The organism is Streptococcus sp. ZY171113, from assembly GCF_057748235.1.
Window position 1 is genome coordinate 151,484 of sequence record NZ_CM173243.1, and the last position, 24,278, is coordinate 175,761.

Below are 24,278 nucleotides of genomic sequence, written 5' to 3' on the forward strand. Positions count from 1 at the left end.
TACGAGTTTTAGGAGATAAAACGAACTTAATTTGATTTATGTTCGTTTTTTTTTTTTTTTTGAAGAGAGAAACAAAAATATTCGAAAGTAAATTGACAAAACGAACATGATATTATATAATCTACTTGACAAATCAGAAAACGCTTTCCAAAGGAGAAAAGACATGAACCAACCCTGGTCAAAACAGCAACGGTTTTCTATTAGGAAATTTTCCGTTGGTGTCTGCTCTGTCTTAGTCGGAGCAGTTCTTTTTGCAAATCCAGTCGGCGTTTCGGCTCAGGAAACAGGGGACAGCAGTGGGGTGACCACTCAAGGCGTCTCCCAGCTAACGGAGGCACTCAACCAGCTGGAAACTTGGCTTTCTAGTGTAGCTGACCGCTACGAGGAGGCCGACACAGCCCCTGTGCTTGCCGCCCTGACCCAAGCTCGCCAGCTGACTAGCCAGGCTACCGCCAGCCAAGAAGAGGTGGGTCAAGCCCTACAAACCCTTTACGATGCAGTTGCAGTCTTGCAGTCCAAACAGCCAAAAACTCTTCAGGCGTCCCCAAGCGAGACGTTTCTTGTTGCTGACCCAGCACCTAGTACCGAAGCCGTCAGAACTGATGAGACTGCCCAAGCAGCTCCAGCCCCTTCAACCCCAAAAACCCCGAGTGCCCCAGTTGAGTCCCAGAACCTTCAGGACTTGGTGGCCAACCTTGAAGCTCAAGACCTGTCAGTCTTTACGGAAAATAGCAGAGCACCGCTAACAGCCTTACTGGCAGAGGCCAAGACCCTTCTAGCCGCACCAAGCACCAGCCCAGAGACCCTAGCTGAGCTGACCAATCGCTTGACTCTGGCTCAGGCAAGATTAGTTCGCCCATCAGCCAGCCAGGCCACCCAAGGGGTGCATTTGACAGGGGGCGTTGTGGACAGCAACCTCCAGTACCCACAAACCAGCTATGCCAACCTGCCTGTGGTGGCCCAGGGCAACTTAACTGGTTGGAAAAACGACCAGGTGGTGTCGCAGATTTCCCTAAAGACAGGCAACCGTGCCCTGACCAATGTTCGTGTGGAGCTTAGCGATTTTGTCAGTGGTGACCAACGGATTAGCAAGGACAACATCACTGCTCACTTTATCAAATCAGTTCAAGCCCATACGGGCATGCCTGGCTACGGTGACCCTAATCGCCCGATTCCTCAAGGCAACAGGCAAGAGGCGACTGAGGTTCTCTATGGCTCAGACCCTGTGGCCATTGATGCCAACAAGTTGCAGAATGTCTGGCTCAACATCAAGGTGCCAGGAACAGCAGTGGCAGGTCGCTATACAGGAACCATCCGTGTCCTGGCAGACAACTTGGACACTCCTCTGGTATTACCTTATACCCTCGACGTGGCGGATGCCAGCCTGCCTGATGCAGTTAACTTTAAGGATGGCTTTGACATCGAGCTTTGGCAGAATCCCTTTGCCGTGGCCGATTACTATGGTGTCGAGCCACTTTCAGAGCGTCACTTTGAGATTTTGCGGCCTCACATGGAGAAATACAAGGCCCTGGGTGGCCATGCGGTGACAACCACGGTTGTGGAAGAGGCCTGGGCAGGTCAGACTTATGGTAAAGGGGAGGTTAAGTTCCCGTCCATGGTCGAGTGGACCAAGAAAGCTGATGGCACTTTTACCTTTGACTACACCAAACTGAATAAGTGGGTTGAGTTCAACCAGTCCTTGGGGCTGGGCGATAAGATTGTGGCCTATGGTATTGCCCCTTGGACCAATGAATTCCGTTATTTTGACGAGGCTAGTGGCACCAAGAAACGGGTTCGCTACACGGTTGGTAACGAGGAGTATAACACGACTCTGAGGGCCTTCCTTGAAAACTTTATGCGTCATTCGGAACGCATGGGCTGGCGAGATAAGATTTATATCGGTATTGATGAGCGAGGCTTTGACAAGCGGACTTTTGATTTGGTTGACGACGTTCTGGGCATTGATGGTCGGCCGTTTAGGACGGCAGGAGCCATGGACGGCTTTGTTAACAAGCCGGATTTGGCGCGTCGGGTAACTGACCTCAACGTTGGTGCCAATGCGGTCAAGGCCCACCCTGCGGAGTTTGAAGTTCTACGTCAGGATCGGGCCAAGGCTGGTCTGCGGACGACCATTTACACCGCAACTGGTGACAAGCCAGGCAGCTACTCTCTGAGTGCCCCTGGTGAGAGCTACTGGACCATGATGTACGCCTATGCAGTGGGTGGTCAAGGCTACCTGCGTTGGGCCTATGATTCTTGGGTGGAAAACCCTCTGGTGGACACAACTCACAATGCCTTTGAGGCTGGTGACACCTTCCTAATCTTCCCAGATGAGCGGACAGCTGCCAATCCGGTCTCCAAATCCAGCCTCCGTCTGGAAAAAATGGCAGAAGGGGTGCGTGACGTCAACAAGCTCATCGTCATGCGTCGGGAAGTTCCTGCCCTGGGAGCGAAAATTGATGAGCTTCTAGCAACCATTAAGCCAAGTTACCCAACCTCTGGTCATTATTTGACGCCTGAAGGCAAGGCTGCCCTGGCTCAGGACATGGCTGTCGTTAAGAACAAAATCAACGACCTGACCCAGGAATACCTGCGGTTGAAGGCGACAGGTAGCCGTGAGGTGACGTCTTTGACCATCTCAGCAGCTGAAACTAGCCCACTCAGCCTTGGGGCAACACGACAGCTGACCGCCACTGTTCAGCCAGCCACCGCCCTCAACCCTCTGGTGACCTGGACCAGCAGCAACTCTAATGTGGCGAGTGTGTCAGACAAGGGTGTGGTCACTGGTCTCAGACCTGGTCGTGTGGTCATCACCGCAACCTCTCAGGCTGACCCAAGCAAGACCTCGCAGCTGGAACTGGTTGTTCAACGGCCTCAGATTGCTACTGCTGCTCAAGTGGCCTACTATAACTTTGACAACCCGCAGGAATTGGGTCGCGACAGCTGGGGCAACCGCCACGGTCAAGCAACCGGTGGCAGCCTAGTTGAAGGACGCTCAGGTCAAGCTCTGCAATTGGCCGCAGGCCAGAAACTGACCTTCGCTGCCCTACCTGACCTCAACCACGACTGGTCTGTCGGCTACTGGGTCAACAACCAATCTGAGGGCAACGGTCGTCAGACGGTCTTCACCAGCCAGGACGGGAATCGTTCTTTGGCCCTTCGCCTATCCGAAGGCAATGGCAAAGCAGGGATTCATGTCAGCAGAAGGGCTGGCGACTGGTTGACCTTCCAGCACACCGCTCCGAAAAACGAGTGGGTTCACTACACCTGGACCAATAGCTCGACCGAGGGTCTCAGCCTCTATGTTAACGGTCGTCTGGTGCAGACCAACGCCTGGACCAAGACCCACGATTTTGTGGCCCCTCTGGATGTTCTCGGGGGTGATGGCTTCGCAGGTCTGGTGGATGAGGTAAAAATCTATAATCGTGCCCTGACAGCCAGCGAAGTGGCTGGGCTGACGCCGACCAAAGGCCTCAACCTATCTCTGGATGAGATTAACCTTTACATCGGAGAAGAAGCTGTCCAGGTTGATGTGGAATTGATTTCAGACCTGGCTGACCAAACCGTGACCTTTAAGGTGGCCAACCCAGCTATTGCCAGTGTTGATGCCACTGGCCGAGTGACCGCCCTGGCCAAGGGGGAAACCCGTCTGGTGGTGGAAAATGCTGCCGGTGGCTACCGCAAGGAAATCCCAATCCGTGTGGCCAAACGCCTGAAAATTCAACACGACCTCCCTGTTTACAAGATGCCAGAAGAAAACCTGTCTGACATCGAGAAATCACCTGGAACCAGCCGTCAGTACCTGGCTCACCCGGACATGATTCTCTTGAATGATGACAAGACCCTGATTACAGCTTACCCAGTTGGTCATGGTCGTGGTCCTCTGGTCATGAAGGTCAGTCGTGATGGCGGTGAAACCTGGACAGAGAAAACGGATATTCCGTCGTCTTGGGCTGCGTCATGGGAAACCCCAACCCTTTATAAATTGAACAAGACCGACGGCAGTCAGAAGCTGATCATGATTACCGGTATGCCAAATTGGCATGGCAACCAGAACGGTGGCTGGCAGACCTCCCTGTCAACTGATAATGGTGAAACCTGGTCTGAGTACAAACTCCACCAGCCGACTTTCCCAGATGGTCAGAAAAACTGGTCTATCGTGGCTATGTCTAGTCTGGTGCAGCTCAAGGACGATGCTGGTCAGTTCATCGACAAGTGGATGGGCTTCTACATCGACTCCAGCTTTGTCAACTACAAGACCTACCTGACCTTTGATGAAAATGGTCAAGAGCAATGGAGTGCGCCAGAGAAATTGATTCCTGAGCACCGTGACATTGAACAGCTTTACCAGATTTGTGAGTTGGGTGTCTTCCGTTCCCCAGACGGCAACCGTTTGGTGGCCCTGGGCCGCTCACAGTCCCACCACCACAAGTCAGTCATGTTCTATTCCGATGACGAAGGTAAGACCTGGACCCGTCCAGAGGACATGCAAGGGGCCCTCCAAGGGGAACGGCATAAGGTGGCCTATGACCCAATCAGCGGTCGTCTCTTGGTGACCTTCCGTGAAATCATTCTGGACCACAACAACAACGGTCGGATTGAGAACAACGACTGGATGGCCGGTGAATGGGTAGCCTGGGTTGGCACTTATGACGACCTGATGAAGCAGAATGAGGGTGAGTATCGCATTCTCTTGGCTGAAGACTGGGCTCAAAACGCCAAGTCGGGTGACACGGGTTATGCTGGTGTGACCGTTCAGAAAGATGGCACCTTTATCCTCAACTCCTACGGCCACTTTGACAAGGAATTCTCCCTCAACTGGAAGAAAGGTGTAACGACCGACTTGAGCTACATCAAGCAGGCCAAGTTCAAACTGGGTCAGATTGACCAGGCTCTGGGTCGGGTGAATAAATCAGCCCTCAATGAAGCTCTTACCCCGCTTGAGCAGGTGACAGGGGCGGAGTACACTCCAGAAAGCTATCAGGCCTTTAGAAACCGAGTGTCGGCTGCCCGTGCTATCCACGATAGCCGCACGACCCAACAGATTGAGATTGACCGAGCCGTGGCCAGTCTGGCGACTGCCCCTGATCTTTTGGTGAAATCGCAGAGCACACAAACAGATGACCAGCTGTTTGACCGCTTGCGTCAAGCCCAGGCTGAGCGTGATCAGGCTCTGAGAGACAAGCAACGCTTGGAAGAGGAGGCACTTGCTCGAGCAACTGAGGAGGCTCGCCTGAAAAAACTCTTGCAGGATGCTCAAAAAGCCTTGGAAGCCGCTCAATCGGATAAAGCTCGACTAGAAACTGACTTGAACCGATTGAACACTGCCAATCAAGACCTGACTAACCGCTTGACCACCGCTAACGGACAAGTGACTGGCCTGACAGGTGACAAGACCAGTCTGGCCGCTGCCTTGACTGCTGCTCAGGATCAGATTGATCGTTTGACCAGCCAGTTGGCAACGCTTAGTGGCCAGTCAACTGCTACTCAGGGACAATTGACGGCTGCTCAAACAGCTCTTGAAGCTGCTCGAACAGAGAAAGCTCGTTTGGAAACTGAACTGGCTAATTTACGAACAGCCAACAGCACCTTAACCCAAGACCTGGCTGGTGCTAGAGGCCAGGTGACTGGCTTGCAAGGCGATAAGACCAGTCTGACCGCCGCCTTGACCAGTGCCCAGGAACGCATTGAGGCCTTGACGGCTCAATTAGCAACCTTGGGTGGGGATTCTTCCGGTCTTCTCAATCAGCTGACCGCTGCTCAAACGGCCCTTGAGACTGCTCGAGCTGACAAGACCCGCTTGGAAAGAGAGCTCAGTCAGCTCCAGATTGCCTACGCTGGCTTGGCAGCTGAAAAAGTGGCCTTGGAGCAAGCCTTGGCAGACAAGCCTGAGTTGGCCGATAGTGCCAAACTGAAAACTCGCTTGGCTGAGCTGGAAACCGCGCTGTCCCAAGCTCAGGCGGCTAAGGAAGCGACAGCCTCTGCCTTGACCAAGTTGGAGACAGATAAGGCTGACCTTGAGCGTCAACTGGCTCAGTCTTTGGAGAAGGTTCAGGAAGTTGACAAACAACGAACAGACCTGCAGGCAGCCTTGAAAGCAGCTGAGGCTCAACGAGATGCTGAGCAGGCAGCTCACAGCCAGACGGCAGACCGCCTGACCAAGGCGACAACTGATTTGGCCAGCTTAACCGCCCGTCTCAATCAGTTGCAGGACCAAGTGGCTGCCTTAACGACAAGTGAGCAAGCAGGAACCCAACCAGAAGTTGGAGAAAAACCAGGGACAGCAACTGACCAACCAAAACCTGTTTCAGGAACAGGAGAGAGTGATAAACCAGTAACAGTTCCAATCACCGAAACAGCAACAGTTCAGCCAGGAGCGGTTGTAGACCAGGTTTCAACACCAGTACCTGGTCATCAGGTTGGCACAGAGGTTCCAGTGCCAGTTGTTCCTGACGTTCAACCAGAGACATCGGCAATCACTGAGCCAGTATCTCAGGGTGAGCCTGTAACCCCAGCTGGTACGGGTCTCTACCGAGATCAAGCAACTGGAATCCAGGTGCTGTTGTCTGGCGACGATAGGACGAAAGGTTTACATCTGATTGTTCATCCTAAGGAGAAACCTGAGGTGACCTTGGACCATCGCTTGGCTGATTTGGAACTTGATTTGTATGACATTTACTTTGTGGACACAGCAGGTCAAAGACAACAGATTACGTCGTCTGCCCAGGTTATCTTGCCTGTCAGAGGACAGGTAGAAGGGGTTTACTACATTGCTCCGACCGGCCTGTCAGAAGCTCTGCCATTTACCCAAATCGATGCGAATCATGTGGCGGTTGAAGTGACCCACTTCAGCTACTATGGTGTGGCCTACCGTAAAGGTGGTGAGCAAGGCGAGTTGGCCAAGGGAGATGTTGCTGTTCAAACAACCGCAACAGGAGCAGGCTCAGTCGCCCCAGTGGCTCCAGTCGCCTCGGTTGCAACAGCAACTCCAGTTGCGACAGCTCAGCCAGCTTCAGCTGCTCAAACTAGTCTGCCAGCTACTGGTGATGGGGATTCAGTCTTCGTCTATGCAGCAGGTAGTCTCAGCTTGATGGCTGGCCTGGGTCTGGTCTATGCCTCCAAAAAGAAGCTATCCGATGATAAGAGCTAACCTGATTTGAGAGGTTCATGTACAACGCATGTGGCATTGCCGCATGCGTTTTTAGTGGTCTTGGTGGATTTTTGCTATAATGGTCTTAGAACCAGTCTTCACCTGACGGGCTAGTTTGGGCTCACTCTTTGTCACGTGTTTTGGCGATACGTGCAGTATTTCTGCCAAAACTGTTTCTCGATTGCACCAAAACTAGCCCAGTCAATCAATTCTTTCGATTGTGAGTACAGGTTCTTAGAAAGCGAGGACAAAGATGAAACCCATTGTGACAGACCCCCTCTTTTTGAGCCAGCCCTCTCAGCTGGCGACCCCTCAAGACCGTCATATTGGCCAGGAGCTGGTGGCGACCCTAGCAGCCAATCGCGACCGCTGTGTGGGCCTGGCTGCCAACATGATTGGCTACCAGAAACGGGTCATCATCATCGACCTGGGCTTGTCCAGTCTGGTCATGTATAACCCTGTTCTTCTGGCCAAGCAGGACCCCTACCAGACCGAGGAGGGCTGCCTGTCCTTGACTGGCACTCGGCCGACCACCCGCTACCGCCAGATTACCGTCCGTTTTTTGGATAAGGATTGGCAGGAACAGACCCTGACCTTGACCGATTTCCCAGCCCAGATTTGCCAGCACGAGCTGGACCATTTGGAGGGAATCCTGATTTGACAGCCTGGCTCTTTGGTGGCTGTTTCCTCCTTGCTTTGTTTTTTCTTTGGGTCAATAGCCGAGCGGGCAAGCCTGTTTTGCCCCAGACACTTGCTGTTGAGCCAGCCCTAGCAGCTGCCCTTGAGGCTCTTCCGGAGGAGGCTGAGGACATCAGGGGCAGTCTAAACCAACTCAGTAAGCAAGGCTGGCCTCAAGCTTCTCAGGTGGCTTATCTCAATCAGCTGACTCAGAAAGAGCTATCCCTATCAGACCTGCCCCAGCAGCTGAGACAATTTGGTAGCCCAGCCTTTGTGACCATGTTTCAGGCGGGCTTGACTAATCAGGAAGCGGCTAGGCAGTTGCTGGTCCTGTCGCTGGACCTCCTAGACTTCCCAGAGGGACTATCGGGCCGCCCGAGCCAGACAGTGGAACTCTTAGGGAGAATCTGGCCGGACCTGCCACCCCATGACCGTTTCTGGGCTATTCTGGCTCGGGCGGTGGACCTGGCCTTTCCTGGTCAATCCCTCTTGGTCAGCGATGACCTCTTGGCCAGGCAGGTCCATCAGTTGCGTTACCTGCTATCGACCTATCAGGCGGATTGGGTAAGGCGACACTATGGAGGCTCAGGTTTGAGCGACCGCCAGGCCTTGGTGACTTACTTGGCTCAGGCTGATGCCCGAGACCGTCTGGGTGAATGGCTGGGGCTGACCAGCTATGACTACCAGCTGACCTATGACTTGGGCGAATCCTCCCGCCTCCACAACAAGCGACGATTTAAGGCCAGCAATCCAGCTGCCCAGCCTATGTTCCCAGAAAACCAGATAAGCGTTAATCTCAAAATTCTGATTAACTACCATAGTGAGTTTATCTTGTCCAGCAAAGGGAAGTTTTTGAACCTAATGGACAGAGGCGGTGCGACAGTTTCTGGTGTGGTCAACGGGGCTAGTTTCAATTATGCCAGCCGAGCCAATCGACGGCACTGGGAGCTGGACGTTTGGCCAGTTGGCCCCCATGACCCTGCCTTTCGTCGTCGTCAGAGCAAAGGTTACCGTTCTCCCAACCGTAGCTGGCGATTTAGGCCAGGCTGGAAGGAGAGTTTTTATAATGCTAAGGGACATTATGCCTTGGATGCTCAGAGTTGTCATCAAGCTGTCAAGGGATTAGCGAGAGGATTAGAACGAGAAATTAAGGTGGCTAGAGAGAAATTTAAGATGGATTAAGATTTTTTGCGGTCTAGGCTGGTATTTTTTGACCAACTGTGATAAAATTAACAGGTAAGGGTTTAGCTCTGCTATGGCCCAAAAAATAAAGGAGGCACATCATGCCATTAGTTTCAGCAGCAGAATTTGTCAAAGCAGCCCGTGAAAACGGCTATGCAGTCGGCGGATTTAACACCAACAACCTCGAGTGGACTCAGGCTATCCTGCGTGCCGCAGAAGCCAAAAAAGCCCCAATCCTTGTTCAAACCTCTATGGGTGCGGCTAAGTACATGGGTGGCTACAAGGTTGCTCGCAACTTGATTGCTAACTTGATCGAATCAATGAACATCACTGTTCCAGTTGCTATCCACCTTGACCACGGTCACTACGAAGACTCTCTTGCCTGTATCGAAGCTGGTTACACGTCTATCATGTTTGACGGTTCCCACTTGCCAGTTGAAGAAAACTTGGCGAAAGCTAAAGAAGTGGTTGAATTGGCTCACTCTAAAGGTATCTCAGTTGAGGCTGAAGTTGGTACTATCGGTGGTGAGGAAGACGGTATCGTTGGTAAAGGTGAGCTTGCTCCAATCGAAGACGCTATCGCTATGGTTGCAACTGGTATCGACTTCTTGGCAGCAGGTATCGGTAACATCCACGGCCCTTACCCAGAAAACTGGGAAGGTCTTGACCTTGAGCACTTGAAGAAATTGACAGAAGCTGTTCCAGGTTTCCCAATCGTTCTTCACGGTGGTTCAGGTATCCCTGATGAGCAAATCCAAGAAGCTATCCGTCTTGGTGTTGCTAAAGTTAACGTGAACACAGAAGGTCAAATCGCCTTCGCAGAAGCTACTTTGAAATTTGCTTCTGACTACTCAGCTGACAAGGCTACTTACGATGCCAAGAAACTCTTCGACCCACGTAAGTTCTTGGCTCCTGGTATCAAGGCAGTTCAAGAAGCTATCGAAGAACGTATCGACGTTTTCGGTTCAGCTGGTAAAGCTTAATCAAACAAATTAAGAAGAGTTCCCTAGCGGAGCTCTTTTTAACTTGTTTGGGCTAGTGTTCCTCATTTGGGCACCGCTACTGGTAGCAGTTAGGGTATTCAGTTACTAAGGAGAGTGGGGTGGTCGGTTAAACAGGACCAGCAGGTTCTTCATTGAGTGCGAAAAACCCGAGTTCTGATCTGAACCCGGGTTGTTTTTTTAGAGATTTTCTAAAACATAGCGGACAAAATGATTCCAAATCACTTCGAAAATGTGGGTTCGTTCGACCGTCTCCTCAGTAACGAGAGGCATGCTTGGCAGCTCTTCTAGATAGCCTTGGCCGATAAGAACCTGGTCGTCAAAGACAAGCTGGCCGACGACTTGTCCCTCCTTGATAGGGGCGTAGTTAGTCTTATCAGGAAAGACAGGTTTGAGACGGAAGGTGTTGACCGTCGCAGGCGTTGTCACCACATAAAAGTCATCTAGGGTGACAGCTGAAGTGGTTGGTTTGACCCCATCTAAAACAGGAGCAGGCGTGTCCTTGTAACTGGTGCTGGCAGGAATGACTTTTTGCAAATGGAAGGCGTCGCCGATTTGGTCTAAAAAGTGGTTAGCGACGACAAAACGCTTGTCGGTATCCTCACGTCCGCCCTCTACATCAATCATGACCACCATGACCTGCATCAGGTTCTCGTAAGACAAGCTAATGAGATGGGAGCCTGATTGGTCAGAGGACCCTGTCATCAAACCATAGGCATTGGGGCGGTTGTGGGGCATGTTTTCCAGAAGGTAGTTGAAGGTATAGAGGTCATCCCCACCGAATTTCCCTCGGGTGGCTTCGGCCAACTCGAGCACCTCTGGGAAATCCTTAACCAGGCGGTAACTGATGGTAATCACATCCCGAGCGGAGAGCTGGTTTTCCTCATCGACCTGACTTCCTGTCAAGATTTCCTCACCCAGATAAGCGTTGTTGACCGCAGAGGCATTGATGATGCCGTCGCTGTTCAACTGCCAGTCGCGGAGCAACTCGCGAATCTTTAGGGTTGCTGCCTCATCGCTTCCAGCCACATGTTCAGCTAGGGCCCGAGTGGCAGCGACAGAAGCAGACATGAGGCTGGCCTTGGTTAAATCCTTGACGGTGTAGTGGTCGGCTGTCAGTTGCAGTGAGGATATGTCTGGTTGGTAGCTCAGCTCATAGGCTAAATCGCTAGGAGTGACCTTGTCCTCCCAGCTAATTTGCCCTTGGGCGGCCGCCTGATAGACCAGGTATAGGGTCGCTACCCGACTGAGGTTGCCCATCGGCATCACCTGGTCGGCATTTTTTTCGTAGAGGACCTTTCCTGTCCGCACGTCGATAGCCATCCCCGCTTGAGCAGGTAAACTGGCCTGGTCTAGTGCCAGCACGCTTTTTCCCATGAGGGACAATAGCAGAGCAGCACAGATGATTAGTTTTTTCATAACACCATCCTTACATGTCATTTCAGTTATCTCATTATAACATAAAAATGGGCTAACGCCAAAAAGACGAACGAAAGAGCGACAATTCAAAAAAATAAAAAAATTTTAACATATAGACAAAATTTTCAGAAAAATGGCTTGATTTAAGAAAACTTTATGGTATAATAAACATCATAAACCCAAGTTCGGTGTTTGAAAAAAAAAAAATTAACGAGGTAACTCCCATGAAAAAGACAAGTAAATTGTTTGCCCTCGCTGGCGTAACCTTGCTTTCAGCTTCTGTTCTTGCTGCTTGTGGTAACGCTGGTGGTTCTGGTTCTGAAGCTGCTAAGCCAGAAACATCTTTCGTGACTGAAGTCACTCACGACGGTACAGCGATTGAGGGCGGTACCCTTAACTACGCTATCGTCTCAGCTGCCAACGCATCAGGCCTCTTGATTGACGAGTTGACAGAAAACAACATTGATAGCTCATTCGGTACTCTGGTTGATATGACTGTCTTTGAGTACGACGGCGACCGCAAACTGATTGACACTGGTTTGGCTAAGCCTGAGTTTGACCTCGAAAACAAGACTGTTACTGTTAGTCTGACCTCAAAAGATTACAAGTGGTCAGATGGTACCCCATTCACTATCGATGACTACATCTTTGCCATCGAAGCAGTGTCACACAAAGACTACACAGGTCGTCGTTATGGTTCTGCTTACGAAAACATTGAAGGTGTAGAGGAGTACAACGCTGGTACAGCAACAAGCATCTCAGGTCTTGAGAAGGTTGACGATTATACTGTTAAGATTACAGTTAAAGAGATGACGCCATCAATGCAACTTGCTGGTGGTGACCTTCCTGCCTATGTTGTTCCAAAACACATCTTTAAGGACATCCCAGTTAAAGATTGGGAATCTAGCGAATACGCTCGTACAGCTAAAATCGTTGGTTTGGGACCATTCAAAATCAAAGAAATCGTTCAAGGTGAGTCAATCACTTATGTACCAAACGAACACTACTACAAGGGTGCTCCAAAGGTCAACGTGAAGATGGATATCGTGTCTCCAGACACCATCGTTTCTGAGATGAAAGCTGGTAACTACGATATCGCTGATATGCCAAACGACCAGTTGGATTCTTTCAAAGACTTCTCAAACATTACCGTATTGGGTAAACGTGACTCAGCTTACGAGTACATCTCATTCAACCTTGGTAAGTACGATGACGCGACTAAGAAGAACGTGATGAACGAGAACGCTAAGATGAACGATCCTAAGCTTCGTCAAGCGATTGCTTATGCTCTTAACTTGGAAGAAGCAGGTAAGGCACTCTATAACGGCCTTTACCACCCAGCTAAATCACCAATCATCTCATTCTTTGGTGAGCTTCAAAACCCTAACGTTGGCTTCACTTATGACCCAGAAAAAGCAAACAAATTGCTTGATGAAGCTGGTTACAAGGACGTTGACGGCGACGGTATCCGTGAAGGTAAAGATGGCAAGCCATTCAAGATTAGCTTTGCTGCCCGTACCCGTACAGCTGCTAACGAAACCCTCGTTCAACAATACCTTGCATGGTGGAAAGAAGTTGGTTTGAACGTTGAGTTGTACACTGGCCGTACCCTTGAGTTGAACTCATTCTACGAGCAAGTTCAAGCCAACGACCCTGGTATCGATATGTATGCTGGTGGTTGGTCAACTGGTTTCGACCCAAGCCCATCAGGCATGTGGGGTCCTGTGGCATCATTCAACATGTCACGTTACGTGAGCGACAAGAACACTGAGCTCTTGAAAGCTATTGACTCTAAAGAGTCATTCGATGACAAGAAGAATGTTGAAAACTTCCACGCATGGCAAGAATATGTCTTCGAGCAAGCATTCGTCATCCCTACCTTTGAATCTGAATCTGTAACCGCAGTTAACAAGCGTGTGAAGTACTATGACAAGTACCTTGGTACAGACTCTAAAGCAAACTGGGAAACCTTTGAATTGACTGCTGACAAGGGTCTTGTAGCTGAATAAGCTTAAAAAAATTGGTTTTAACAACTAGCTAGTTTTTCGGAAATCTAGCCAGTTGACAGCAGATAAAGCCTCTGAAAAGCCAACCTATGTGTTGGCTTTTTTGGGACTTTTCAGAAAATTCTCTTGACAAAAAGCTAAAATAATAAGACAATAGATGATATAAGAATGCCTCGGAGGGGTCGAGTACGGACAACTCCGGAGAGAGCAAGGAGGATAGAGCGTGACAGTTGAACAGCCGCTTTTAGAGATTAAAGATTTGCACGTTGGCTTCCGCGTTGGTGATGAGTTTCATGATGCGGTTGACGGTGTATCCATCAACCTCAACAAAAATGAGATTTTGGCCGTCGTCGGAGAGTCTGGTTCTGGTAAATCGACCCTAGCAACAGCCATTATGGGTTTGCATAACCCGTTGAACACCAAGATTTCAGGTGAAATCAACTATGGTGGAAAAAACCTGGTCGGCTTCAGTGAGGCTGAGTACAATGGTATCCGTGGTAACGATATTGGGATGATTTTCCAAGATCCTTTGGCATCACTTAACCCCTTGATGACCATTGGTGCTCAGATTGATGAGGCACTTTTCTACCATACTGATTTGGATGCTGAAGCTCGTGAGGCTCGTGTTTTAGAGCTTTTAACTCAGGTTGGTATCCCAAATCCGAAGCGGACTTTCAAACAATACCCACACGAGTTATCCGGTGGTATGCGTCAGCGGATTGTCATTGCCATTGCCTTATCTTGTAAGCCGCCAGTTATTATCGCTGACGAGCCGACAACGGCTTTGGACGTGACCATTCAAGCTCAGATTTTGGACCTTTTGGCTGATATTCAGGCTGAGACAGGTTCTGGGGTTATCCTGATTACCCATGACCTGGGTGTTGTGGCTGAGACGGCTGACCGTGTAGCGGTGATGTATGGTGGTCAGTTTGTGGAAGTGGCTCCTGTTGAGGAACTTTTCACCAATCCGAAACACCCTTACACCCGTTCATTGCTCAAATCAAACCCGCAAGCGGGTCAAGATGGTGAATTGCACGTTATCGAGGGTCTGGTACCACCATTGACCAAGATGATTCGTCAAGGATGCCGTTTTGCACCGCGTGTGCCTTGGGTAGCGGATTCGGCTCACGAAGCCGATCCTACTATGCATGAAATCGGACCAAATCACTTTGTCCGTTGTACTTGTCATGAAACATTTGCATTTCCAGAGGAGGCTAACTAATGGGATTTCTTGAAGTAAAAGATTTGAAAGTTCATTACCCCATCCGTAGTGGCTTCTTTAACCGTGTGACTGACCATGTTTATGCGGTGGATGGTGTTAACCTTGAATTCGAAGAAGGCAAGACCTACGGTCTGGTTGGTGAGTCAGGTTCTGGTAAGTCAACCATTGGTAAGGCCATCATTGGTCTAGAGCGTGCGACCTCTGGTAGCATTCTTTACGATGGTCAGGATGTAACCAACAAGCCCCGTGGAAAACGTGGTGATTTCAGTCGAAATGTTCAGATGATTTTCCAGGATTCTTTGTCGAGTTTTAACCCGAAAAAACGGATTTTGGACATTATTGCTGAGCCAATTCGTAACTTTGACCGCCTGTCCCCTGATGAGGAAAAGCGTAAGGTGCTCCAGCTCTTGGACACCATCGGGATGACTGAAGAAGCACTTATCAAGTACCCTCACGAGTTCTCTGGTGGTCAGCGCCAGCGTATTGGCGTAGCCCGTGCCTTGGCCAGTAGTCCTAAACTGATTATCGCCGATGAGCCAGTTTCGGCCCTTGACTTGTCGGTTCAGGCTCAGGTGCTCAACTATATGAAGCGAATCCAGGAAGAGTACAAGTTGACCTACCTCTTTATTTCCCACGACCTTGGGGTGGTGCAACACATGTGTGATGAGCTCTTCATCATGTATCGTGGCCGTTTCGTTGAGACGGGTAGCAAAGAGGACATCTACTCTGATCCGCAACACATCTACACCAAGCGTCTGCTGTCAGCGATTCCGACCATTGACCCCCTCAATCGTAAGGCGAACAAGCTCAAGCGGATTGCGGCGGAGAAAGAATACCAAGAAAAACAAGGCATTTACTACGATGCCAATGGTCGTGTCTTTGACTTGACAGCTTACACCGCTGGTCATGCGGTGGCATTACCTGCGAAAGGAGGCAACTAAACATGTGGAAAACGATTTTACGTCGCTTGCTTTTGATGATTCCCCAGCTCTTTATTTTGAGTGTGTTGGCCTTCTTTATCGCTAAGTTGATGCCAGGGGATCCGTTTACGGGGATGATTGACCCGTCTGTTGACCCTGAGACCATTGAGAAGCTCCGCCGTGCGGCTGGTTACTATGATCCATTGCATGTTCAGTACCTGCGTTGGATTGGTAATGTCTTCCAAGGTGATTTTGGTCAGAGTACTTTCTTCAAGCAGCCTGTTATTGACATCATCATGCAACGCTTGAACAATACCATTTGGTTATCGCTCTTGACCATGATTTTGACCTATGCCATCGCTTTGCCACTGGGTATGATTGCAGGTCGTTTCCAAAACTCTTTGGCTGACCGCTTGATTGGTCTTTACAACTTTGTGACCTTCTCAATTCCGACCTTTGTCTTTGCCATTCTCTTGCTCTGGCTCTTTGGTTTCACCTTGGGCTGGTTCCCAACTCGTGGTTCGGTTGGTTCAGGTGTGACTGGTTTGGCCTTGCTTCTCAGTCGTTTGCACCATATGCTTTTGCCGGCCTTTACTTTGGCAATTTTGTCAACGGTTGGTATTGTGCAATACCTGCGGACAGGGATTATTGATGCCAAGGCTCAAGACTTTGTTCGGACAGCTCGTGCCAAGGGTGTGCCAGAAAAGGTGGTTTACAACCGTCACATCTTCCGTAACTCTATTTTGCCAATCGCATCCTTCTTGGGTTATGAATTGACTGGTTTGATTGGTGGTTCCATCTTTATCGAATCCATCTTTACCTACCCTGGTATCGGTTTGCTCTTTACCAACTCGATTGGAACAAGGGATTATAGCGTTATCTTGGCACTCTTGCTCATGTTTGGTTTTGCAACCCTTCTGGGAACCTTGTTGTCAGACATCATCATGAGCATTGTTGACCCACGTATTCGTGTGAAGTAAGGAGGAGCTATGTCTAAGAAACAAGAAATTAAAGCAACAGCAGCCTCAACTCCTCCAGGTGGACTTCGGGTTATTGCCCGTGAATTTGCCAAGGATAAACTAGGTCTTGGCGCCCTCGTTTTGATGGTCGGCATCCTGGTGACAGTTTTTGTCGGAGCTCTCATCCTCAACCAAGAAGAGGTAATGAAAGTTAATCTTCTGGGACGCTACTTGCCTCCTGGGGTTAATGGGCACTTGTTGGGAACGGATGAAGGTGGTAAAGACATCTTCGGTCAGTTGATTATCGGTGCTCGAAATTCAATCGTTATCGGTTTTTCAATCACCATCATCACCTCAATTATCGGGGTGTCTATGGGGATTATCTCTGGTTACTACAAGGGCCGTTTGGATGGCATCTTGATGCGTCTGGTTGACTTTATCATGATTATGCCAACCTTGATGATGATTATCGTTTTTGTAACAGTTATCAAAGACTACACCATCTATCATTTCATTTTCATCATGAGTCTCTTCTATTGGACTGGTAAGGCCCGTCTCTTTAGGACACGGACCCTGTCAGAAGCTAGTCTTGACTACGTTAACGCTTCTAAGACCTTGGGGAGTAGCGACTTCATGATTATGTTCCGTGAAATCCTGCCGAACTTGAGTTCCTTGATTATCGTTAACTTGACCCTCAACTTTGCGGGTAATATCGGTATCGAGACCTCTCTGACCTACCTCGGTTTTGGTTTGCCAGCAACTGTGCCAAGTTTGGGTACCTTGATTGCCAACGCTCGTAACGCGGAAATCTTGGAAAACAAAACATGGATTTGGTTGCCAGCAGCCCTCTTCATCCTGGTGATGATGCTCTGCATTAACTACGTTGGTCAGGCCCTGCAACGTGCAGCTGATGCCAAACAACGTTTGGGTTAATCTTACCCCCTCAATCACCAGCTGGTGATGCCCTGCAACTCTCGTGCCTGTCACGAGAGTTTTTTAGAAGAAAGTGACAATCATGACTTATTTCAAATACAGTAGTCTTCTTGCCAGTCTCGCCTTTATTGGGCTTGCGGTTCTAGCTTTTATCCAGTTGAAACTTAATCCAGGTCTCTTGCTTCTTTTGACTGCATTGACCCTGTTTTTGGCAGCCTTGTCAGACCTTTCTGGCTTGATGTTGAAAGACCGCCCAGACCGCCATTGGTTGGAACTTTTGTGCCCTTTGGCGAGCCTTTTGGCAGGAACTAGCCTCTTTATCGTTCCTTTGAAGAATCAGACTGCCCTTCTTTTGACAGTGATTGCCATCTGGTTAGTGGTGTTGGCAGGGTTAGATTGGCTTCTAGCCAAGTACCTTCCTCCTCATCAGAGTGACAGCCCTTTTTGGCGTCGTGGCCGAGCAGTCTTATCTGGCGGTCTAGGATTTTCTTTGCTTCTTTATCCGATTTTTCCCAAAGAGTGGACTGTTTTACTTTTAGTGGTTGCTTTTACAGGCAAGGGCCTACTTGCTGCTCTGCAATTTTATAAACTAAATCGTCTGTTTTAGAAACGGAGCTGACAAGCATCTGATAGAAAACAAAACAGCGGCTGGGGATTATCCTCAGTCGCTGTTTTGCGATATTAGGGTCTGTCAGGGGTCTTGCTATCGAGCTCATAACCCAAATGCTCATAGGCCTTGGGCGTGGCGACACGGCCTGAGCGGGTTCGCATGATGAAGCCCTGCTGAATCAGGTAGGGTTCGTACATATCCTCGACGGTTTCTTGCTCCTCAGCGATGTTGACCGCCAGGGTCCCCAGGCCAACAGGGCCGCCACGATAGACCTCAATCATGGTGCGGAGGATTTTCTGGTCCACATAGTCAAGGCCTTCCTGGTCCACATCCAGCATGGTCAGGGCCTGGTCGGCAATCTGGTCAGTGATTTGGCCGTCTCCTTTGATCTGGGCAAAATCCCGCACCCGTTTGAGCAGGCGGTTGGCGATACGGGGGGTGCCACGGCTTCGCCGTGCCAATTGCTGGGCAGCCTCGTGGGTGATGTCCATGTCAAAAATGCTGGCGGTCCGTTCGACGATTTCGGTTAAATCGCTGAGCTGGTAATACTCCATGTGGCCGGTGATGCCAAATCGAGCCCGCAGGGGGTTGCTGAGCATGCCAGCCCGTGTGGTCGCCCCAATCAGAGTAAAGGGGGGCAAGTCCAGATGGACAGCTCTGCTATTTTCCCCCGCCCCAATCATGATATCGATGTAAAAGTCCTCCATGGCCGAGTAGAGGACCTCCTCCACGGCCATGGGCATGCGGTGAATCTCGTCGATGAAGAGGACGTCGCCAGGCTCCAGGTCGTTGAGGATGGCCACCAAATCGCCGGCCTTTTCGATGGAGGGGCCCGTGGTCTGCTTCATGTTGACGCCTAGTTCGTTGGCGATGACAAAGGCCATGGTGGTTTTCCCTAGGCCTGGGGGACCGTAGAGCAGGACGTGGTCCAGGGCCTCGTCTCTCATCTTAGCAGCCTTGATGAAAATCTCCAGTTGGTCCTTGACCTTGTCTTGGCCGATGTATTCACGGAAATACTGGGGGCGAAGGGTCCGCTCCACCGCCTCTTCACCAGCAAGCTGGTCGGTGTCTAGTAAATGGTTCATAAGACTAGTATAGCAGAAAACCTGTATTGGGACAAACGCGAGTGTTGATTAGGTGATTACGGCTCCAAAAAACCTCTAGGTTGCCTTTGTTAAGACATCCTAGAGGTTTACATGGTGGAGATGAGACTTACTCGTGCCACCAGTTGACGGCACTATCGAGAGGAAGTGTTATGCTGAAGAGCAGAGCGGCGAAGAAGAGGTATTTGATTTTTTTGAACATGTGATGTTCCTCCTGTATTATTTTTCTGACATTAGATTATTCGTAATAGTGATTGAAAAAAAGAGAAAAATAAAAATTTTTTCTATTATTTTTTACATTGCTTCGGTGTGGCAGTTGGTTTAATCCTCAGTTCTGCCCGAGTAGTCTTTCTTCCACTCTTCTATTAATTTTTCAGTCAAATAATTGTCTCCAATCATTTGTGAAAAAAGAATAGCTTTGTTGTAACATTGCTTCGCTCTGTCGCAATCTTTTAGAAGCCGAATGCTATATTTCCATTCTAAAATATAGACCATGGGAAGGTATTGAAAGTCTTGCGTTTGTGTCATAATGTCGTGGCTGGCGACTAATAAATCGTCGATTGGTTGACTTACTCCAGAGAGGGTGTTGACCTCAATAGCTTCAAGAAATAATTTGATGAGAAGAAACCATTTGTCTGGGGGGAAGCAGTCCTTAGAGTGCAAGAGTTTCTGGGTGATGAGTTGGCAGGTATCTTTATCATAAAATTTTTCATCTAATTCTGAAACAATGCAACACATGAAGTAAAGATTGAGTAGAACCAAATCGTTGACAGAGAAGATAACTTTTTGCTTGGTTTGTTCAAAATAGTCGGCTAAAATACCAGCACCAAAATCTGTTTGACGAGAGAAGTTGACATCACTTTTAGCTTGTAAGCAATCAATAATCAGTTGCTCTTCTTCGGGGAGTGTGTCATAAAAAGAGGAAGAGATTTCTGCGAAGAGAGCGTCTCTTTCTTTAATTTTTTGCTCATTTCCATAGGTTTGGGTGCGGAGTAGGAGAAATTTAATCTCTTCATAGCGAGCAGGAAGTTCGGGTGTTTCATCAGTTAAGGCCCCAATCTTGACCCCTAAACGATGAGCGATAAATTCAATCTTTGCCAAAGTTGGGGTGCTAATCCCACTCTCGATACGGGTTAGTTGCCGAACAGACAATTCGGTCTCATCTTTACAGAATTCTTCCTTGGTCAGCTGTTTTTCCTGGCGTAGTGTTTTGACACGTTTTCCGAAATCCACCATAGAAGCCTCCTTTGTAGTATAGCAATTATTTTAGCATATTTATAGAAGTTTACATGTTTCATGGAATATTCAGGAAAGTTACATGAAACATGTAAGCCTTTTCTAAATTGTATCATTTTTGCAAAGAATTAGCAATATAAATGTAAGTTCAAAGTGACTTGTTTTGTAACACTACGATAGGAGTAAACGAAGTTTTCGACAGAGCTGGCGGCGGCCTTGGAAACTCCGACCAGTTATGAGTTGGTCAAATTGGGCCTGTTCTTGAGGGCTGAGTTGACTTTTGGCTTGTGCTAGGCTGTCTTTCCAGACCAGGTAGTCATCTAGGAGCAGGCCTCGGGCAGGTATCTGGTGAGCCAGCTCACTGATGTCAACCTTGCAGGGTTTGTTAAAGCGGCGTTTTTGGCTCTCTTGTTTTCTCAGGGCATCTTTGACGTGATTGGTGAACTTGGTTTTGAAGTAGACACGTAGGCGGGGAATCTGGTAGCGAAGCCTTGGGTCTTCCACTAATAATTGATAGAGCACCAACATCCCTTCTTGGTCCCAGTCGGATTTGTCCCATAGCTGGATATGGTAGAGGCTCATGAGGCGAAGGACTGTTGGACGGACGACTTGGTAGAGCGGGCTGAAATCATCAAACATAGGGGTAACTTCCTTTCTTCCTTGATTAATCTTAGTGTAACATTTCACGAACAAGAACAACAGGACACAAATGTCCTGTTTAGAATAAAATGCAGCTTTTTGAAGAAATTCAATATAGGGGATAATACTAGAGTTTTTCATATTAAGGATGACCGCGGGATTTCCAGATGTCTCTTGAATTTTACAAGAGGTTAGTTCATAACTGATTGTTGCGACAGTAGGTACCACAAGCAAGGATTCAAAATGGTCACTAATTTTGAAAGATGAAGTAGAAATTACCTGTGGTGCTAGTTGATTTTTCAGTATAAAAAAAGCTCGCTTGGATTAAACTGTAAGTGACAAAACATACAGGAGATCATCCCAATGAGCCACTTACATAATACCGCTAACTCTCATCGTGTATAATGGAGTTTACGTCAATTATCACACGTTTGCCATCGCTTTTATCAAAACGACTGTCCAGATACCTTAGACAAGCCATGGATGACAGGGTTAATCCCGACGACCTTGTCCTTATAGACAGCTTCCCTTTGCCACTTTGTCAATCCGTCCGCAATCACAGGGTTTCGATTTTTAAAGGAGTAGCCGATATTGGTTACAATGCTTCTAAACAGGTATGGTTTTACGGCTTTACAGTCTATATGTTAGTGACCTTGTCGGCTATATTCTAAACGATGTTGTCACATCTGCCTTAGGTTAATTAAGTCATGAGCTTAAAGCAGATTTGGCCAAAGAAAGGTATGGGGGCCTCTAAAAACTAGCTTTTTGACTATTTTTCCAAGTCAAAAGTCTATCAAATCAACGATTTGAATGTTGTTAATTGAGTTTTTAGAGGTCCCCACGTGAAACTCATTAAAAGAATGTCTTGTGAGTGGCTGAGAGAACGTGAAATTGAGTTTTCTCAGTAATGATAAAAAAATAAAACTTCCCCCTTGCCAAGCCCGAACAGATGTGTTAAGATATAACAGTTGTCTCGCAAGAGACGCCTAGTGCAAAAAAAGATTTCAAAAAAACTAAAAAAAGTAGTTGACAAAGAAATCTGTCTGTGCTAGAATAAGATAGTTGTCTCGCGAGAGACGTCATGACCCTTGAGAACTGAACAAGACGAACCAAGTTGGGATTGAATTTGATGTTTAATCCCGTCAATAACAATAAGTCAGTAAAGACTGACCAAGATAAAACTTTATATGAGAGTTTGATCCTGGCTCAGGACGAACGCTGGCGGCGTGCCTAATACATGCAAGTAGAACGCTGAAGAGGAGCTTGCTCCTTGGATGAGTTGCGAACGGGTGAGTAACGCGTAGGTAACCTACCTGATAGCGGGGGATAACTATTGGAAACGATAGCTAATACCGCATAATAGTCTTTCTCGCATGAGAGAGGCTTGAAAGGAGCAATTGCTTCACTATCAGATGGACCTGCGTTGTATTAGCTAGTTGGTGAGGTAACGGCTCACCAAGGCTTCGATACATAGCCGACCTGAGAGGGTGATCGGCCACACTGGGACTGAGACACGGCCCAGACTCCTACGGGAGGCAGCAGTAGGGAATCTTCGGCAATGGGGGCAACCCTGACCGAGCAACGCCGCGTGAGTGAAGAAGGTTTTCGGATCGTAAAGCTCTGTTGTAAGAGAAGAACGTTGAGTAGAGTGGAAAGTTACTCAAGTGACGGTATCTTACCAGAAAGGGACGGCTAACTACGTGCCAGCAGCCGCGGTAATACGTAGGTCCCGAGCGTTGTCCGGATTTATTGGGCGTAAAGCGAGCGCAGGCGGTTTAATAAGTCTGAAGTAAAAGGCAGTGGCTCAACCATTGTATGCTTTGGAAACTGTTGAACTTGAGTGCAGAAGGGGAGAGTGGAATTCCATGTGTAGCGGTGAAATGCGTAGATATATGGAGGAACACCGGTGGCGAAAGCGGCTCTCTGGTCTGTAACTGACGCTGAGGCTCGAAAGCGTGGGTAGCGAACAGGATTAGATACCCTGGTAGTCCACGCCGTAAACGATGAGTGCTAGGTGTTAGGCCCTATCCGGGGCTTAGTGCCGGAGCTAACGCATTAAGCACTCCGCCTGGGGAGTACGGCCGCAAGGCTGAAACTCAAAGGAATTGACGGGGGCCCGCACAAGCGGTGGAGCATGTGGTTTAATTCGAAGCAACGCGAAGAACCTTACCAGGTCTTGACATCCCGGTGCCCGCCCTAGAGATAGGGTTTTGCTTCGGCACACCGGTGACAGGTGGTGCATGGTTGTCGTCAGCTCGTGTCGTGAGATGTTGGGTTAAGTCCCGCAACGAGCGCAACCCCTATTGTTAGTTGCCATCATTTAGTTGGGCACTCTAGCGAGACTGCCGGTAATAAACCGGAGGAAGGTGGGGATGACGTCAAATCATCATGCCCCTTATGACCTGGGCTACACACGTGCTACAATGGCTGGTACAACGAGTCGCAAGTCGGTGACGGCAAGCTAATCTCTTAAAGCCAGTCTCAGTTCGGATTGTAGGCTGCAACTCGCCTACATGAAGTCGGAATCGCTAGTAATCGCGGATCAGCACGCCGCGGTGAATACGTTCCCGGGCCTTGTACACACCGCCCGTCACACCACGAGAGTTTGTAACACCCGAAGTCGGTGAGGTAACCATTTGGAGCCAGCCGCCTAAGGTGGGATAGATGATTGGGGTGAAGTCGTAACAAGGTAGCCGTATCGGAAGGTGCGGCTGGATCACCTCCTTTCTAAGGAACCCCTTATGGGGAAACGGATACTTGAGTTTGTCTTGTTTGGTTCTGAGGGGTCAGTTTAACAATTGAAGACTCAATACACATAAGTGTAGGGGCCTTAGCTCAGCTAAGCGAAACCTTCAGGTTGAAGCTTTGTCGAAGCGTTAGCGCACGACAGGAACCAGCGGATACCAAACGATATCATATCGAAACAAACTAAATAACGTTAATAGTACATCCCATATGTACGGGGCCTTAGCTCAGCTGGGAGAGCGCCTGCTTTGCACGCAGGAGGTCAGCGGTTCGATCCCGCTAGGCTCCATAGGATATAAGTTCCTACTAAACTGAATAAAGTGAAGTTGAACACGTGACTAATTTCTTAGTAAATTTCTCGACCTTCCCTAGACTGCGAGCAGTCGTCGTCAGGTTTCGAAATTTATACAGAAATTTCCGCAAGCGGACCGTCACTTTGTATCCTAACTTTGTCCATTGACAATTGAATATCTAT

General features: G+C 48.9%; 15 protein-coding genes, 1 tRNA gene, 1 rRNA gene and 1 pseudogene. 14 read left to right on the plus strand and 4 right to left on the minus strand.

The genetic code is table 11. The features are described 5' to 3' along the window. Window positions 1–163: 163 nt before the first annotated feature. From AC3ARB_RS00810 to AC3ARB_RS00825, 4 genes are all read left to right on the plus strand, one after another. Entirely contained in the window at window positions 164–7,150 is a 6,987-nt protein-coding gene (locus AC3ARB_RS00810) for a glycoside hydrolase domain-containing protein (RefSeq protein WP_488320701.1), read from the plus strand. A gap of 253 nt (window positions 7,151–7,403) precedes the next feature. After that, entirely contained in the window at window positions 7,404–7,811 is a 408-nt protein-coding gene (locus tag AC3ARB_RS00815) for a peptide deformylase (protein WP_488320702.1), read from the plus strand. Beyond that, window positions 7,724–9,010: a DUF3114 domain-containing protein gene (locus AC3ARB_RS00820; protein ID WP_488320703.1), complete on the plus strand. Its 1,287-nt coding sequence runs from the start codon at window positions 7,724–7,726 to the stop codon at window positions 9,008–9,010. Before AC3ARB_RS00815 ends, AC3ARB_RS00820 begins: the two co-directional genes overlap by 88 nt. A gap of 101 nt (window positions 9,011–9,111) precedes the next feature. Next, on the plus strand, window positions 9,112–9,993 hold the full coding sequence (locus AC3ARB_RS00825) for a class II fructose-bisphosphate aldolase (protein WP_488320704.1): 882 nt from the start codon (window positions 9,112–9,114) through the stop codon (window positions 9,991–9,993). A 198-nt stretch (window positions 9,994–10,191) separates the two neighbouring features. On the opposite strand, the gene AC3ARB_RS00830 is transcribed toward AC3ARB_RS00825, so the two are convergent. Then, entirely contained in the window at window positions 10,192–11,430 is a 1,239-nt protein-coding gene (locus tag AC3ARB_RS00830; protein ID WP_488320705.1) for a D-alanyl-D-alanine carboxypeptidase family protein, read from the minus strand. A 224-nt stretch (window positions 11,431–11,654) separates the two neighbouring features. Between AC3ARB_RS00830 and AC3ARB_RS00835 the strand changes: the two genes are divergently transcribed. The 6 genes from AC3ARB_RS00835 to AC3ARB_RS00860 all read left to right on the plus strand — a co-directional run bounded on the left by AC3ARB_RS00835 (window position 11,655) and on the right by AC3ARB_RS00860 (window position 18,077). Next, window positions 11,655–13,439: an oligopeptide ABC transporter substrate-binding protein gene (locus AC3ARB_RS00835; protein WP_488320706.1), complete on the plus strand. Its 1,785-nt coding sequence runs from the start codon at window positions 11,655–11,657 to the stop codon at window positions 13,437–13,439. Between the two features lie 220 nt (window positions 13,440–13,659). Then, window positions 13,660–14,658: an ABC transporter ATP-binding protein gene (locus AC3ARB_RS00840; RefSeq protein ID WP_488320707.1), complete on the plus strand. Its 999-nt coding sequence runs from the start codon at window positions 13,660–13,662 to the stop codon at window positions 14,656–14,658. Next, a complete protein-coding gene (locus tag AC3ARB_RS00845; protein ID WP_488320708.1) occupies window positions 14,658–15,599 on the plus strand; it encodes an ATP-binding cassette domain-containing protein in 942 nt (313 codons plus the stop codon). Before AC3ARB_RS00840 ends, AC3ARB_RS00845 begins: the two co-directional genes overlap by 1 nt. Before the next feature lie 2 nt (window positions 15,600–15,601). Further along, window positions 15,602–16,558, plus strand: a complete 957-nt coding sequence (opp4B, locus tag AC3ARB_RS00850) for an oligopeptide ABC transporter permease (RefSeq protein ID WP_488320709.1) — start codon at window positions 15,602–15,604, stop codon at window positions 16,556–16,558. A gap of 9 nt (window positions 16,559–16,567) precedes the next feature. Continuing rightward, the gene (locus AC3ARB_RS00855; RefSeq protein WP_488320710.1) at window positions 16,568–17,470 is read left to right on the plus strand and encodes an ABC transporter permease; all 903 of its coding nucleotides are present in this window, start codon (window positions 16,568–16,570) and stop codon (window positions 17,468–17,470) included. An 82-nt stretch (window positions 17,471–17,552) separates the two neighbouring features. Beyond that, entirely contained in the window at window positions 17,553–18,077 is a 525-nt protein-coding gene (locus tag AC3ARB_RS00860) for a hypothetical protein (protein WP_488320711.1), read from the plus strand. 74 nt (window positions 18,078–18,151) lie between these two features. Here AC3ARB_RS00860 and ruvB read toward each other — a convergent pair whose 3' ends face one another. Next, window positions 18,152–19,165 carry a Holliday junction branch migration DNA helicase RuvB gene (gene ruvB, locus AC3ARB_RS00865; protein WP_488320712.1) on the minus strand — a complete coding sequence of 338 codons (1,014 nt, stop codon included), beginning with the start codon at window positions 19,163–19,165 and terminating at the stop codon, window positions 18,152–18,154. Between the two features lie 133 nt (window positions 19,166–19,298). Here ruvB and AC3ARB_RS00870 point away from each other — a divergent pair, with 133 nt between their 5' ends. Then, window positions 19,299–19,508, plus strand: coding sequence for a hypothetical protein (locus AC3ARB_RS00870; RefSeq protein ID WP_488320713.1), 210 nt, complete (start codon window positions 19,299–19,301; stop codon window positions 19,506–19,508). Here AC3ARB_RS00870 and AC3ARB_RS00875 read toward each other — a convergent pair. After that, window positions 19,505–20,419 (minus strand): helix-turn-helix domain-containing protein, encoded by a 915-nt coding sequence (locus AC3ARB_RS00875; protein ID WP_488320714.1) that lies wholly within the window; start codon window positions 20,417–20,419, stop codon window positions 19,505–19,507. The two genes, AC3ARB_RS00870 and AC3ARB_RS00875, sit on opposite strands and share 4 nt — an antisense overlap. A gap of 171 nt (window positions 20,420–20,590) precedes the next feature. Beyond that, a complete protein-coding gene (locus tag AC3ARB_RS00880) occupies window positions 20,591–21,058 on the minus strand; it encodes a sigma-70 family RNA polymerase sigma factor (protein WP_488320715.1) in 468 nt (155 codons plus the stop codon). A 455-nt stretch (window positions 21,059–21,513) separates the two neighbouring features. Here AC3ARB_RS00880 and AC3ARB_RS00885 point away from each other — a divergent pair. The 3 genes and pseudogenes from AC3ARB_RS00885 to AC3ARB_RS00895 form a co-directional block, all read left to right on the plus strand. After that, window positions 21,514–21,749 (plus strand): annotated as a pseudogene (locus AC3ARB_RS00885) (transposase); the annotation flags it as partial. Window positions 21,750–22,241: 492 nt separating this feature from the next. Beyond that, window positions 22,242–23,785, plus strand: a 16S ribosomal RNA gene (locus tag AC3ARB_RS00890). 234 nt (window positions 23,786–24,019) lie between these two features. After that, window positions 24,020–24,092, plus strand: a tRNA-Ala gene (locus AC3ARB_RS00895). The last annotated feature ends 186 nt before the right edge of the window (window positions 24,093–24,278 follow it).